Here is a 15025-nt window from a genome sequence, read left to right as displayed (position 1 = left end):
ATAAGAAAATATAATGTCAGAATTCATCTCCCTTTTGGGCCAGCACCCTTATCTCTTTATTACTCTAAGCTTTATCTTTGCCGCTACCATTGGTAGCTTTTTAAATGTGGTAATCCACAGATTTCCTGTGATGATGAAACGAGAATGGCAGCAAGAATGCAATCAGTATTTGCAGGAATACCACGAAGAGATAGTCAACAAGATAGGAATAGACCAACTCAATAAACCTATTGATGCCTTCCCTGAAAAATATAATCTTGTTGTTCCGGGCTCAGCCTGCCCTAAGTGCAAAACGGCGATTAAACCTTGGCATAATTTACCCGTATTAGGCTGGTTAATGCTCAAGGGAAAATGCGCCGCCTGTCACGCCCCTATTTCAGCCCGCTACCCTATTATTGAATTCATCACAGGGCTACTTATCGCGACTTTAGCTTGGCATTTTGGTCCAAGCTGGCAGTTTGTTTTTGCGAGCATACTCACCTTTGTGCTTGTAGCACTGACAGGTATCGATCTTGATGAGATGTTGCTCCCCGACCAAATGACGCTACCGTTGCTTTGGCTCGGCTTGATAATCAATCTAAATCATACCTTTGCGAGCCCAACCGATGCCATTATCGGCGCGGCGGCAGGCTATTTGAGTCTATGGTCCATTTTCTGGTTGTTTAAAATCCTCACCGGCAAGGAAGGCATGGGTTATGGTGACTTTAAACTGCTCGCCGTGTTCGGTGCTTGGCTTGGCTGGCAAATGCTGCCGTTGGTGATTTTACTTTCGTCCCTCGTTGGCGCAGTCGTTGGCATCACTATGATTATCAGTAAACGCCTCAAACAAGGTAATCCCATCCCATTTGGCCCTTATATTGCTGCCGCAGGCTGGATAGCCTTGCTATTTGGGCAACAGATTGTCGATTGGTACCTATCGACACTGTAAGAGCATGCAAACTAAGCAGAAAGCGATCCGGAGTATCTTATGTCAAAGTTTGTTGTTGGCCTTACAGGCGGCATCGGCAGCGGTAAAACGACTGTTGCCAATTTATTCGCTGCAGAAGGGATTAGCTTAGTCGACGCAGATATCGTTGCCCGCGAGGTAGTCGCTCCCGGTTCAACTGGACTGGAAGCGATCGTCACTCATTTTGGTGCTGAGATATTAACACCTGAGGGTGAACTCGATCGCGCCAAGCTGCGGCAGCGGATATTTAGCCATCCTGAAGAGCGCGAATGGCTAAACCAACTATTACACCCCATGATCCGCCAAGAAATGCTCGCGCAGGTAGAAAAAGCGACCTCGACCTATGTAATTATGGTCGTGCCCTTGCTATTTGAGAACGGGTTAGATAGGTTAGTCAATCGGACTTTAGTGGTGGATATTTCGCCTGAGTTGCAAATAAATCGCACCGTAAAACGTGACAATGTTGATGCATCTCAAGTTAATAACATCATTAGTAGCCAATGTAGTCGCAGCGAAAAACTCGCTAGAGCCGACGACATTATTGATAATCAAGGAGAGATATCAAGCTTAAAACGAGAGGTGCAAGCATTGCATCAGCGCTATTTACAACTTTCTGGTACTGATAACGCCCATGACTGAATTAGTTTACGAACAGCCCCTAAACGAGAAAATTCGCAGCTACTTGCGGCTCGAATACCTCGATAAACAGCTGCAAAGTAATCTAAGCAATGACCACCAACATAGATGTTTTTATCCGCTGTTTTCCCTCTGTGAATTGTCCGAACGCTGTGATTATCGTAATGAAGTATTAAAAGATATTGAGCGGCACTTGCTGCAACTCAGCAAATGGCAAGAATTAGATCACGTCGACCACCAGCAAATCGACCTTTATATCAACGCCCTCACCCAAGCCCGCGAACCGTTGCAAAAACCAGAACGCTTCGGCTACCAACTAAAACAAGACAGATTCATTTCCGCACTAAGACAACGCTTTGGCATGCCGGGCGCCTGCTGCAACTTCGATCTGCCGCAATTGCATTATTGGCTAACAAAGCCTTGGGAAGAAAAACAGCAAGACTATCGCACTTGGATAGCGCATTTCGAACCTTTACTCACCCCCATCACACTATTACTCCAACTTACCCGCAGCACAGCCCATTACGACAATGCCGTTGCCCATGCAGGTTTTTATCAGGGCGACAGTGCTCAAGCACTTGCTTTGGTGCGAGTCAAAGTCGATGCCTCCCACGGGTGTTATCCTACGATTAGCGGCCATAAAAACCGTTTTGCAATCCATTTTGTGCAGTTTGAACAACAACGCCACTCCGACCGTTCGATTGATTTCTTACTGGCTACCTGTGCATGAAGCCTTTACACTAATGGCCTGAAAGACATTAGTATTGGCGGCCGCTGTATCGCCGTTAACCAAGAGAACAATTATGCCATTGACCGTTAACTGCCCTATCTGCAAAGCCCCTGTCGAATGGGTGCCACAATCTGCATTTAAACCTTTTTGCAGCGAGCGCTGTAAGCTCATCGACCTCGGCGATTGGGCATCAGAAAAGCATGTCATTCCGGTTAAAGCCGAATTTGATCCCGAAGCTTTTGATGAATTTGACCTCGATGAAGGCGACTTTTTTAAAGAATAACCCGAAGCGCTAACCGCTCAGTTTACGCCCATCGCAACGATTAATTGATCCAACTCTCTAATCTAAAGATAAATATTATGACCAAACGCATCCATGTGGCCGTCGGCATTATTACTAACTCGGCCGGTGACATTCTGTTGGCAAAACGCCCAGACCATTTACATCAAGGTGGGAAATGGGAATTTCCTGGCGGCAAAGTTGAGGCGGGCGAAACGGTTACTCAAGCGCTGATCCGTGAACTCAAAGAGGAAGTTGCACTCGATGTCACCGATAGTCAGCCATTTATGGCGCTGAGTTTCGATTATCCCGATAAACAAGTGCTACTCGATATCCATTCGGTCACTGAGTTTAACGGCACAGCCCAAGGCCTCGAAGGTCAGCTTATCGCTTGGGTCACTAAAGCCGATTTAATTAATTATGACTTCCCCGAGGCTAACAAGCCTATTTTAGAAAAAATTCTCGCTCAGTAATCGAGCCATGTAACTTATTATTTCAATACGCTCTATCCCCGAATCGCGGTTCGGGGATGTGCTTTTTCAATGTCTTAACTCCAAAAACTATGCAATCCTGTGATCGTTAAGCTTATAGATATTAGCAATGCGTGATCTAGCTTGCAGCAAATCAATGATCCGCTTTAATCGCATCGAGAATAATGTTTGAATCAGGCTTCATTCTTTCTCTTCGATTTTAAGGGCACATCATGCACAATAACGTTAAGGCATTCCTAGCCACTACTGCCTTATTTTTTAGTTGTCAGGCACTAGCCAATGGTGGCTGTGGATTTGAAGAACAACAACAGGGCTTAATTGCGACCTGCAGCGAGGAGAAACAAGAAGTGATTTTAACTGGCATAGTCGAAGCACAACATTTAGTCACAGATCTCAATGAGTTTGCCGAAGGGTATAAAAGCTACCAGGTCGACACTGCGGCAATCACTCCGCTTAAAAGCGTCACCGAACCAACTGAAATTATTGTGATCATTGGTACTTGGTGTCCAGATTGTCACCGTGAAACACCGCGCTTTATCCGTATCATGGAAGAAGTCGCCAATCCCAATATCAAAGTGACCTATATTGGTGTCGACCGGACGAAGAAAGATCCCGAAGGCTTAGCTGCCAAATACGACTTTACCCGTATTCCAACCTTTATTGTGCTGCAGCAAGGTAACGAAGTTGGCCGTATCGTAGAGCGCCCAACCGTTTCCTTAGAAAAAGATCTCGCCGATTTATTGAAATAAGCGACGCAGTACAAACAATAAAGGCCGCATAGCGGCCTTTGGTTTTTATCCATTCAGAGAAAGCTTAGCTCGCTTCGTCAATAATTCGCTGCGCTAACATCACTAAAACACCTTCACGTAATGCGCCACCAGATAAGGCTAAATGCTCTATCCCCAGCAACTCAAACAAAGCTAATAAAATAGCGACACCCGCTGCAAAAGTCGGTGCCCGCTCGCTACAAAGCCCAGCGATCCCCGTTAAGCTAATATCTTCTTGGGCGAGAATTTCAGCCTTCAGCAGAGTGAGCACATCGAGTGTTATCGTCTCAGATAAGCCACGGTGAAGCAGTACTTCAACCACAGATTGCACCGCACCAGAGGCACCAACAACACAATGCCAACCGAGATCGCGTAGCGTTTGTCTATGCTCAGCTAATGAGGTTAGCACTTGCTGCTTGGCATCATCGAAATCTAACTGTTGCAGCGGCAAGCTGCTGAAAAATTGGCGATTATAAGTCACGCTACCAAAGGGCAAACTGGTTTTGAACAACACTTGATGCCCATCACCGATAATAAACTCAGTGCTCGCCCCGCCGATATCTATGACTAAACGGCGGCCTTGACCACAGGTGGTGGCCACCATGCCTTGATAGATAAGCTCAGCTTCACGCATGCCTGAGATGATTTCAATCGGATGACCTAAGAGCGGCAATGCACGCCGATTAAACTCATCGGCATTGCTGATACTGCGAAGGGTTGCGGTAGCAATCACAGCGACATGATTTGCTTCAATCTTATGTTGTACCAACATTTGGGCAAACATACTCAAACAGTCGAGGCCGCGCTGCATCACGTCATGGCTTAAGTTGCCATCGTCGCCTATACCTTCGGCGAGCCTCACCTTGCGTTTATATTTCGCAATAATATGCGGCTGACCACCACGAGTTTTGGCGATCAGCATATTAAAACTGTTTGAGCCTAATGTTATAGCGGCATAAGCGGGTGTTGGCATTTACGAATGTCTACGTGTCCTATCATGACGAGGAGGGCGAGCACCACTGCGCTGCGCACCTGGACGACTTGTCCCAGAACGATCACGCAGGTTTCGAGTGCCGCTCGGGTGTTTACGGTGGATCTTCGCTGGCGTTGGAATATCGGCCAATAAAGCTTCACTGTCGTAATTACTCACTGGAATCGAATGATTAATATAGCTTTCGATTGCTGGCAAGTTCAACGCGTACTCTTCACAGGCAAAGCTTATCGACATGCCCTTATTACCCGCACGACCCGTACGACCGATTCGGTGCACATAGTCTTCACAATCATCAGGTAAATCATAGTTATACACGTGTGAAACGTCAGAAATATGTAAACCGCGAGCCGCAACATCGGTAGCAACCAATATATCTAATTGGCCACTGGTAAACTGCTCAAGAATACGAATACGTTTTTTCTGTGGCACATCACCCGTTAACAAACCCACGCGATGTCCATCACCTTCAAGCCAAGACCAAAGCGTTTCACAGCTGTGCTTAGTGTTAGAGAAAACGATGGCCTTTTCTGGCCAATCTTCTTCAATCAAGGTCAGCAACAAACGCATCTTCTCTTCTTGCGAAGGATAGAAGATTTCTTCTTTGATGTTTTTAGAGGTTTTTTCTTCAGGAGCGATTTCGACTTTAACTGGCTCGTTCATATGATCGTAAGCCAGCTCTTGCACTTTCATCGACAAGGTTGCCGAAAATAGCATATTAAGACGTTGATTTGCCTCAGGCATACGTCTAAACAAGAAGCGGATATCTTTGATAAAACCTAGATCGAACATACGATCGGCTTCATCTAATACTACAGCCTGAATCGAATTCAGACCGATAATGCCTTGGCGAACGTAGTCGATAATTCGACCCGTAGTACCAATCAAGATATCAACACCTTGATCTAATACTTTACGCTGCACATCGTAACTTTCGCCGCCATAAACAATACCCACCTTTAAGTGAGTGTGTTTAGCGAGTAAAATCGCATCTTTAGCAATCTGAATCGCCAGTTCGCGAGTCGGAGCCATAATGATGGCGCGGGGCTGATTAATCAGTCGACCTTCAGGTACGGGAGTCGATAATAAGTGATTAAAAGTGGCGACCAAAAAGGCCATTGTCTTGCCAGTGCCCGTTTGTGCTTGACCAGCGATATCTTTTGATTGAAGTAATACAGGCAGTGATAACGCCTGGATCGGCGTACAAAATTCGAAGCTATTCTCGGCAAGGGCCTGTTTAACCTCAGGATGTAGAGGTAGGTCGGCAAACCTTTGGGTAGATAGATGTGTTTCGCTCATAGCGCAAGCTTACCTGTTGAGGTTGCAATAAGATACTCGATCGTTTGAAATAGCCACATTGTAAAAAGGTAACTTGAAAAGCTATTTTTCAGCCCCAATATACATGGTAAGCCATTAACAAACCAGCAATGGCACCCAAACTGGAGAACATCATGAGCGATAAAATTATATACCTGAGTGACGACAGCTTCGAAAACGACGTATTAAAGTCTGATTTGCCAGTATTGGTAGACTTCTGGGCCGAGTGGTGTGGTCCTTGTAAAATGATCGCTCCAATTTTAGACGATGTGTCTGAAGAATATGCAGGCCGCGTGACTATCGCTAAATTAAACGTTGACCAAAACAATGTTTCTCCAGCGAAATATGGCGTTCGTGGCATCCCAACTTTACTGTTATTCAAGAACGGCGAATTAGCCGCAACTAAAGTTGGCGCACTCTCAAAAACGCAATTAAAAGAGTTTATCGACGCGCAAATCTAATTTGATGTGGTAATGAGTGACCTCCGGCACAAGCTATAAATTAATTGTGCCGGAATTTCCCTAAATTTCTGGACGCCCCGCTTTGTTAGTGCTACTTTAATAACCAGATTCTTTCTAATAACCTCTTCTCGCTCGTCAATCACTATCCTGAATTACATCCTTACTGATTGATCGCGGTAAGCTTTGTCGCGTAACACAAGACCCCCAAAATGAACTTAACTGAATTAAAAGACACGCCGATTTCTGACCTAGTCTCGCTAGCTGAAAATATGAAGCTCGAAAATATGGCCCGCGCTCGCAAGCAGGACATTATTTTCTCAATCCTTAAAGCCCACGCAAAAAGTGGAGAAGACATTTTCGGTGGTGGGGTATTAGAAATACTCCAAGACGGTTTCGGCTTCTTACGCAGCTCAGACGGTTCTTATTTAGCTGGTCCAGATGACATCTATGTCTCACCAAGCCAAATTCGCCGCTTCAACATGCGAACGGGTGATACCATTTTTGGTAAAATTCGCCCACCGAAAGAAGGCGAGCGTTATTTTGCCCTATTGAAAGTCAACGAAGTTAACTTCGATAAACCAGAAAACTCCCGTAATAAAATCCTCTTTGAAAACTTAACCCCACTCCACGCAGAAGAACGTATGCGTATGGAGCGTGGCAACGGCTCAACTGAAGATATTACCGCACGTATTCTGGATTTATGCTCACCGATTGGTAAAGGTCAACGTGGTTTGATCGTTGCACCACCAAAAGCCGGTAAAACGCTATTACTTCAAGGTATTGCTCAGAGTATCAGCTACAACAACCCAGAAGTGGTGTTGATGGTATTGTTGATCGATGAACGCCCAGAAGAAGTCACTGAGATGCAGCGCCTCGTTAAAGGCGAAGTTATCGCATCAACCTTCGATGAGCCAGCCAGCCGTCACGTTCAAGTTGCCGAAATGGTGATTGAAAAAGCCAAACGCTTGGTTGAGCACAAAAAAGACGTGGTTATCCTACTCGATTCTATTACTCGTCTAGCCCGCGCCTATAACACTGTTATCCCGTCATCGGGCAAAGTGTTAACCGGTGGTGTGGATGCGAACGCCCTGCACCGTCCAAAACGCTTCTTCGGTGCGGCACGTAACATCGAACACGGCGGCAGCTTGACCATTATCGCCACTGCTTTGGTTGATACTGGTTCTAAGATGGACGAAGTGATCTACGAAGAATTTAAAGGTACAGGTAACCAAGAGCTGCATCTGTCACGTAAAGCGGCAGAAAAGCGTGTGTTCCCAGCCATTGACTTCAACCGCAGTGGTACGCGTCGTGAAGAAAAACTCACGACTCAAGAAGAACTGCAAAAAATGTGGATCCTGCGTAAGATCTTAAATCCTATGGATGAAGTCAGCGCAATGGAATTCTTAATCGACAAATTGGCTATGACCAAGACTAACGAAGAATTCTTTACCGCCATGAAACGCGCTAAGTCTTAATCTTCGCGAGTCGCTAAAAAAAGCCGCATCATGCGGCTTTTTTGTTTCTTAAATCCTAAGATTTTTTTACTGCCAGTATTTGACCTAAGCTTTTACTCAAAGCCTGTGTGCGCTGCCGCAGCATTTCCCTCAGCAACAAGACAACAGGCGTCACATGCTCGCGTCCTGGGCACACTAAGTACAAATCGACTGGCTCACCTTGATACTCAGGCAACAATCGTACTAACCGCCCTGAGATTAAGTCATCGGCCAGATCTAGACTCGACTTAAATACCAACCCTTTGCCAGCCACAGCCCAACGGCCGGCAATCTCGGCATCATTAGCACTACGATTGCCCGTGACACGCACTTTGAATTCTTGACCATCACGCCTAAATAGCCATTGATCGTGGGTGCGACCATCCAACTTATAAAACAAGCAATTATGCTCAACTAATTGTTCTAATGAATTAAGCACACCAAACTTGGCGAGATATTCAGGTGAGGCGCACAAGACACGATCAACACTGCAGATAGGAAAAGCCACTTGGTTAGAATCCTGCGGTTTTCCATAGCGCACGGCGACATCAATTTTATCGTGGTAAAAACTGCTGATATTGTCCCCAAGGTGCAAGCGCACTTGCAGTTGAGGAAAATCGAGCAAAAACTCGTCGAGCCAAGGCACAAACAAATTACGGCCAAAGTCTGAAGAAACCGACAGGCTTAAAGTGCCAGATATTTTACCTTTATCACTGGCGATAGCCTGTTCGCCAAGCGCTAAATCGCTTAGCGCTCGTCGGCAATGAATAAGATAACGTTCACCTTGCACAGTCAAACGTAAGCTGCGTGTCGTGCGGATAAATAAGCTAGTATCGAGCTGTTTTTCAAGCCGTTTTATTGCCGCGCTGGCAGAAGCGGCGGAGATATCCATCTCGGCTGCTGCGGCAGATATATTGCCGCAATCAGCGACTCGCACGAACAAAGCTAAATCATTAATTAGCATGATTATCAAAAATCCTTTGAAAAAATTACAAACTTTATCCTGTTTATCTCTTGGCTAATATTCCACACAATGACTACACGATACAAGTACACTCAAACAAGTAGACTCCAGCAAGTACACCCAGAGGAATAAACATGAAAGCCATTGGTTACCAAACTGCAGGTGCAATCACAGCGCCAAATGCATTAGAAAACATCACGCTAGCCGAGCCAACTGCGACAGGTTTTGACCTTTTAGTGGAAATCAAAGCCATTTCTGTCAATCCGGTTGATACAAAAATCCGTGCATCTAGCTCAGCGCCTGCAGGCGAATACAAAATTATCGGCTGGGATGCGGTCGGTGTCATCAAAGCCGTTGGTGAGAAAGCCAGTCTTTTCAACATTGGCGATGAAGTGTGGTACGCGGGCGATATTAGTCGCAGCGGAAGTTATGCAGAATATCAATTGGTTGATGAACGAATTGTCGGCCATAAACCTAAGAGTCTAACCTATGCCCAAGCGGCGGCATTACCCTTAACCGGAATTACCGCATGGGAGATTCTATTCGACCGCCTAGGTCTACCCCTAGATGGTTCGGCAACTGACGCCCGCATTTTAATTATCGGCGCGGCCGGTGGTGTGGGCTCTATCATCACTCAACTGGCGGTAAAACTCACAGGGGCAGAGGTAATTGGCACTGCTTCTCGCCCAGAATCCGCCGCTTGGGTGCAAAAACTCGGCGCCGATGCGGTCATAGACCACACTAAATCGCTCTCGGGCGAACTTGCCAATATTGGCATTACTGATGTGACCCATGTGATTAGCTTGACCCAAACCGACCAACATTTTGATGAAATAGTGCAAGTGCTTAAGCCGCAAGGAAAACTAGCGCTTATCGATGATCCTAAAGGCCCATTAGATGTGATGAAACTCAAGCGTAAGAGCCTGTCATTACATTGGGAGCTGATGTTTACCCGAAGTCTTTATCAAACCGAGGATATGGTAGCCCAACATCACTTGCTCAATCGCTTAAGTGCCCTTATCGATACAGGCGAGTTACAGAGTACGTTCGGTGAGCACTACGGCACCATTAATGCCCAAAACTTAATCAAGGCCCATACTCAGATTGAGTCAGGCAAAGCTATAGGTAAAATTGTTTTGGAAGGTTTTAGTCAATGAAAATAACGGTATTTGCCCAAATCATAGCGAATCAAGGCCAAAGCGATGCGCTATTTAAGATACTCAAGCAACTCGTGACGGACACGCATACCGAAGCTGGCTGCATCGAATACAAGCTGCATCACTCATTGGATGATGAAAATATCTTCTGGATGTACGAAATTTGGCAATCCCAAGCAGCATTGGATGAACATATGGCGAGTGCGCATTTCCAAGCATTTGTCGCCCAAACGGCAGACTTAATCAGTCGAGCTGACATCCATAAAAGCTACGCCTGTTAGTCAATAAAAAAGCGCCAAACACGTTGGCGCTTTTCATGATGATCACTTATCAAATCAGCGTCATAGCCATCTTGCGGCGTAAATAGGCGATTTGCTGCATGTGTGGTAAATCCTTAGGGCAGTTATCTTGGCAGCCGAGTAAAGTCATACAACCAAACACCCCATCCTGATTACCAATCACATGGTAAAAATCCTCCGCTGTGCGCGCATCACGGCTATCCATCTCGAAACGGGCAATTTTCATCATACCGACGGCGCCGACAAAGGTTTCACGCATTTGCTTAGTCGCGCAAGCTGAAACACACACGCCGCACTCAACGCAGCGCTCAAGCTCATACAGGCACGCAGCTTCGTCTGGGTCCATTGGATCTTCGAGGCGATGCACGCTGATGTCATTGGCCTTAGGGTGTAACCACAGCTTTAAGCGTTCAGCCAATTCCCGCATAAACTTACCGGTATTGACTGATAGGTCGCCAATCAACTCAAAGCCTGGCAGCGGCATTAGAGTAATTTCGCCCTTAGGATATTTGGCGGTTAAGGTGCGACACGCTAACGTCGGGAAACCGTTAATCACCATAGCGCAACTGCCACAAATGCCCGCACGACAAACAAAGTCGAACTGCACCGAGGTATCTTGTTCTTCCCTGAGTTTATTGAGGGCGATAAAGACCGTCATACCCGGCGTTTCGGTAAGCTGATATCGCACCATTTTCGGCTTATCGTTTGGCTCCTGCGGATCATAACGAAAGATATTAAAGGTTAACTGACGACCTTGGCTCATTATGATTTTTCTCCTAACGCATTGGCGGACGGGCTTTTTAAAGTATCACTTAAACGTTCATTATTAGGTTGTAAGCTTTCGGGTAATTCAAAGGGCATAAGCGCCCGCTGGCGTTGATAACGGTCCGCATCATCACCTAACTCAGCTAAAATCTCGGCAATCTGTTGCTCACGTTTTTCGGTATCGGGATGCACTATGGCGTTGTTAATGCCATAACCACGATAACCCGGCGGGAGCTCCATCTTCATCACATCGAGCGCTTCGTAATTAAGCACAGGTTCGAGCGCATCGGGATCGGGCCAACTGGCTAAGGTGCGATTTAGCCAATCGCGATCATTGCGCTGCGGAAAATCTTCTCGAGCATGGGCACCACGGCTCTCGGTTCGTGCCGCTGCGCCGCAGGCCACAGTCAGCGCTACTTTGAGCATACGCTTGACCCGCAGGGCTTCGACCAGCTCAGGATTGGCGTGACGTTTCTTACACTTGAGCCCAAGTTTACGCGAACGTTCGAGCAGCACTTTAAGTTCAGCGACGGCCTTATCAAGCTCAGGGCCATTACGGAAAATCCCCACATAGTCCATCATGATGCGCTGCATTTCGCGTTTGAGTGCAAAGGCGCTCTCGTGGCCATCACCTTCGATCAGCAGATCAATTTCACTCTGCACCTGCTGCATAAAGCGTTCTGCAAGCTGAGTGTCAATCTCAAGGCTATTGTTCTCACAAAAATCGGCGACATATTTACCGATAATCATGCCGCCAACCACGGTTTCGGCCAACGAATTACCGCCTAAACGGTTAAAGCCATGCATATCCCAACAGGCCGCCTCACCGACACTGAACAAACCTTTAAGCTGTGGACTTTCACCCGTGGCATTGGTTCGAATGCCACCCATAGAATAATGCTGGGTTGGGCGCACCGGGATCCAATCTTTTGCGGGATCGATACCGAGGAAGTTTTCACAAATTTCCTGCACTTCACGCAGGTTAGTTTCAATATGTTTGCGACCTAACAGAGTGATATCCAGCCACAGATGCGGCCCATAGGGGCTATCGACGCCTTTACCTTTACGTATGTGTTCTGTCATGCGGCGTGATACCACATCCCGCGATGCCAACTCTTTTTTATCGGGCTCATAGTCTGGCATAAAGCGGTAACCGTCTTTATCACGCAATAAACCGCCATCTCCACGGCAGCCTTCTGTAGTTAAAATCCCCACGGGCACGATAGCAGTGGGATGGAATTGTACCGCTTCCATATTGCCAAGGGTGGCAACGCCGGTTTCTAGCGCGAGCGCTTGGCCAATACCTTCGCAGATAATCGCATTGGTCGACACTTCATAAATTCGGCCATATCCGCCAGTGGCGATGGTGGTGGACTTAGCCACATAAGCCCTGAGTTCACCCGTTATCAAACAGCGGGCGATTACCCCATGGCAGCGCTTACCATCGTGAATAAGTGCCAACGCTTCGATACGTTCATGGACGGGAATATCCATAGAAATTGCTTTATTATCCATGGCATACAACAGCGAGTGACCCGTACCGTCGGCGGTATAACAAGTGCGCCATTTTTTTGTGCCGCCAAAGTCACGGGCGTTAATTAGTCCATGGGCTTCCTGCGCCTCATGCAAGGTCACTTTTTGCGCGTTAACGATCACATCTCTTGGGCCAGCACTCACCCTCGACCAAGGCACGCCCCACGTCGCCAATTCACGCACCGCCTTAGGTGCACAGTGAGCAAACATCCGCGCCACATCTTGATCGCAGCCCCAATCGGAACCTTTTACTGTATCTTGAAAATGCACATCTTCATCATCGCCCATGCCTTTTACGGCATTGCCTAAGCTCGCCTGCATACCGCCTTGGGCGGCAGCTGAGTGGGAGCGTTTCGCAGGAATGAGTGACAGGACTAAGGTATCGAGCCCCCGCTCTTTGGAGGCAATCGCCACCCTTAAGCCAGCGAGTCCGGCGCCTACCACTAATGAATCGGTATAAATCAGTTTCACGCCTGCTCCTTAATTGGGTCTGTTGTGCTTGTGCCGTTTGCTGTATTCGACATTCTATTTATTAATAAGCTTATTCATTGATTTACTTATTCATTAATTGCCGGCGGAGTTAACTCGCATGGGGTAAAAACGCCAGCAGCGAAGCTATGCCGACGGTGACAAATAGCACGCTTACTATAGTTTTGATCTTACGTAATCGGTTGCGACTATTGAGATCCCGCGCCGCGCCCCATTTCAAGGCCACACGGTAAATACCAATCGCCGCATGCAACTCCACTGTAAGCAGCAACGGCAGGTAAACCATCCACACACCTTGGTTCCAAATACGGTCGGCGCTCCCTTGGGGACCTATGGTTTCGGGGGCTGACCCAATGAGCCACAAATGCACAGGCAGCAAGAGTAAAATCACCACACCGGTAATGGCTTGCCAGCGCCACAGACGAGTATCACTGTGGTTGATCACTTGCATTTGTTGCCGCAGTGCCCTTTGCTGACGCAGGCTCATGGGTAACTTTTGCAGCGCAACTAACACATGCACTAACGCTAGAGCGGCAATGCCCATTGCAATAGCCGTCACCACCCAGGGATAACCGTGGCCATCGTCAGAAAGAAAACTCAACTCCATAGTGCGCGCCACCCAATTCATGGCATCGCTACCCAGTAAAATCGATGACACTAAGACTAAGTGGGTCCACAGAAAGACCGCGAGGATGACGCCAGACACGCTCTGACTTAAATCCAGCCAAGCACTCCATTTTTTAATAGTTAGTTTGATCGCCATCCTATCGCCTCACGCCGTTGACCGTATCGAGCCAATCTCATTAAGTCTTACTGCAAATTAATATCGCTCACATATCCACATGAAAACGTGAGCCAGATCAATTGAGTGCTGAATAATTAACCTAATGCTTAAATAATAGCAGTGAAACAAAATCCTGCTGCCAGCTCAAAGCCTACTCAGGCACAAAGGGCTGCACAGGAATACCCAGCTCACTACCGATAAACAGATAGGACGCTAGGCTCGCAGTCCCCAGACATAGCAGATAGATAATCAACACCTTAGCTATTTTTCGTAGACCTGAGCGTTTGGTGGTTATGCCCCACTTTACCGCAACGCGATACAGACCAATCATGGCGTGCACAACCACAGCAGGCAGCAACAGCGCATATAACAACCAAGCATTGTCGTGATACACCCGCTCGGCCGATAAATGCGGACCAATTTCGGGATTCAAAATCATAGTGAAGAGGTGAACAGGAACGAGGAAAAATAAGATAAAGCCGCTGATCAGTTGCCAAAACCACGCATGGGTGTCCTTGTGGTTGATGCTGCCCATGTGCGAGCGCAGGGCGCGCCATTGCCCGAGCTGCGCCGGAAAACGCCGCAGTGCTACCGCCGCATGCACTATCACCACCAGCAACATAAACACTGAAAACACTTTTGTGACTATGGGGAAACCGTGTCCTGTGCCGCTGAACATGCCACCTTCAAGCAACTGCACAACACGATAAAAGGCCTCTTTTCCCAGTAAAATGCTCGACTCAAAATGCATATGCAGCAATAAAAAGCTGCCGAGCATAATCCCTGTCACGCTCTGTAGCCTGTCAGCCTTAGCCGACCAAGGATGACCTAGCGGCGTACTCACCCTATTGTGAACTCGAGTTATGCTTGTCATCTTAGATTCACCTATGTCGTTCGTCGTTGGCACCTCTTGGCTAACTAC

The 15025-nt window shown here is 47.2% G+C and carries 17 protein-coding genes; 10 read left to right on the top strand and 7 right to left on the bottom strand.

Features of this window, described 5'->3' with window-relative positions; all coding sequences use genetic code 11:
• Window positions 1-13: 13 nt before the first annotated feature.
• The 6 genes from FW758_RS14265 (at window position 14) to FW758_RS14240 (ending at window position 3832) form a co-directional block, all read left to right on the top strand.
• Window positions 14-928: a prepilin peptidase gene (locus tag FW758_RS14265; RefSeq protein ID WP_446445732.1), complete on the top strand. Its 915-nt coding sequence runs from the start codon at window positions 14-16 to the stop codon at window positions 926-928.
• A gap of 39 nt (window positions 929-967) precedes the next feature.
• Window positions 968-1585: a dephospho-CoA kinase gene (coaE, locus tag FW758_RS14260; protein WP_446445731.1), complete on the top strand. Its 618-nt coding sequence runs from the start codon at window positions 968-970 to the stop codon at window positions 1583-1585.
• Window positions 1578-2312, top strand: coding sequence for a cell division protein ZapD (gene zapD, locus FW758_RS14255; RefSeq protein WP_446445730.1), 735 nt, complete (start codon window positions 1578-1580; stop codon window positions 2310-2312). Before coaE ends, zapD begins: the two co-directional genes overlap by 8 nt.
• A gap of 73 nt (window positions 2313-2385) precedes the next feature.
• A complete protein-coding gene (gene yacG / locus FW758_RS14250) occupies window positions 2386-2595 on the top strand; it encodes a DNA gyrase inhibitor YacG (RefSeq protein ID WP_006083355.1) in 210 nt (69 codons plus the stop codon).
• Window positions 2596-2672: 77 nt separating this feature from the next.
• A complete protein-coding gene (gene mutT / locus FW758_RS14245) occupies window positions 2673-3065 on the top strand; it encodes an 8-oxo-dGTP diphosphatase MutT (RefSeq protein ID WP_446445729.1) in 393 nt (130 codons plus the stop codon).
• A 230-nt stretch (window positions 3066-3295) separates the two neighbouring features.
• Window positions 3296-3832 carry a thioredoxin family protein gene (locus FW758_RS14240; protein ID WP_259573600.1) on the top strand — a complete coding sequence of 179 codons (537 nt, stop codon included), beginning with the start codon at window positions 3296-3298 and terminating at the stop codon, window positions 3830-3832.
• Between the two features lie 64 nt (window positions 3833-3896).
• On the opposite strand, the gene FW758_RS14235 is transcribed toward FW758_RS14240, so the two are convergent.
• Window positions 3897-4823, bottom strand: a complete 927-nt coding sequence (locus FW758_RS14235) for a Ppx/GppA phosphatase family protein (RefSeq protein ID WP_259543677.1) — start codon at window positions 4821-4823, stop codon at window positions 3897-3899.
• A complete protein-coding gene (rhlB, locus tag FW758_RS14230; protein WP_446445728.1) occupies window positions 4824-6140 on the bottom strand; it encodes an ATP-dependent RNA helicase RhlB in 1317 nt (438 codons plus the stop codon).
• A 152-nt stretch (window positions 6141-6292) separates the two neighbouring features.
• Between rhlB and trxA the strand changes: the two genes are divergently transcribed.
• Entirely contained in the window at window positions 6293-6619 is a 327-nt protein-coding gene (trxA, locus tag FW758_RS14225; RefSeq protein ID WP_006083360.1) for a thioredoxin TrxA, read from the top strand.
• A gap of 209 nt (window positions 6620-6828) precedes the next feature.
• Complete coding sequence (gene rho, locus FW758_RS14220) at window positions 6829-8094, top strand: transcription termination factor Rho (RefSeq protein WP_006083361.1); 1266 nt, start codon at window positions 6829-6831, stop codon at window positions 8092-8094.
• Between the two features lie 55 nt (window positions 8095-8149).
• Here rho and FW758_RS14215 read toward each other — a convergent pair whose 3' ends face one another.
• Window positions 8150-9076 carry a LysR family transcriptional regulator gene (locus FW758_RS14215; protein ID WP_006084378.1) on the bottom strand — a complete coding sequence of 309 codons (927 nt, stop codon included), beginning with the start codon at window positions 9074-9076 and terminating at the stop codon, window positions 8150-8152.
• Window positions 9077-9210: 134 nt separating this feature from the next.
• On the opposite strand from FW758_RS14215, the gene FW758_RS14210 reads away from it, so the two are divergent.
• Window positions 9211-10233 (top strand): zinc-binding alcohol dehydrogenase family protein, encoded by a 1023-nt coding sequence (locus tag FW758_RS14210; protein ID WP_446445727.1) that lies wholly within the window; start codon window positions 9211-9213, stop codon window positions 10231-10233.
• Window positions 10230-10514 carry a putative quinol monooxygenase gene (locus FW758_RS14205; protein WP_006084381.1) on the top strand — a complete coding sequence of 95 codons (285 nt, stop codon included), beginning with the start codon at window positions 10230-10232 and terminating at the stop codon, window positions 10512-10514. The genes FW758_RS14210 and FW758_RS14205 overlap by 4 nt, the downstream gene beginning before the upstream one ends.
• Before the next feature lie 49 nt (window positions 10515-10563).
• On the opposite strand, the gene FW758_RS14200 is transcribed toward FW758_RS14205, so the two are convergent.
• The 4 genes from FW758_RS14200 to FW758_RS14185 form a co-directional block, all read right to left on the bottom strand.
• Window positions 10564-11295, bottom strand: a complete 732-nt coding sequence (locus FW758_RS14200; protein ID WP_446445726.1) for a fumarate reductase iron-sulfur subunit — start codon at window positions 11293-11295, stop codon at window positions 10564-10566.
• Window positions 11295-13301 (bottom strand): fumarate reductase flavoprotein subunit, encoded by a 2007-nt coding sequence (locus tag FW758_RS14195; protein WP_446445725.1) that lies wholly within the window; start codon window positions 13299-13301, stop codon window positions 11295-11297. Before FW758_RS14195 ends, FW758_RS14200 begins: the two co-directional genes overlap by 1 nt.
• A 109-nt stretch (window positions 13302-13410) precedes the next feature.
• Window positions 13411-14082 carry a fumarate reductase cytochrome b subunit gene (locus FW758_RS14190; RefSeq protein WP_115333742.1) on the bottom strand — a complete coding sequence of 224 codons (672 nt, stop codon included), beginning with the start codon at window positions 14080-14082 and terminating at the stop codon, window positions 13411-13413.
• Between the two features lie 172 nt (window positions 14083-14254).
• Window positions 14255-14977 (bottom strand): fumarate reductase cytochrome b subunit, encoded by a 723-nt coding sequence (locus tag FW758_RS14185; RefSeq protein ID WP_446445724.1) that lies wholly within the window; start codon window positions 14975-14977, stop codon window positions 14255-14257.
• Window positions 14978-15025: the final 48 nt, after the last annotated feature.

The sequence above is a fragment of the Shewanella sp. 1180_01 genome (assembly GCF_052850535.1).
The sequence above is the reverse complement of the archived record's forward strand: the minus strand, read 5'-3'. Positions and strand labels throughout refer to the sequence as shown.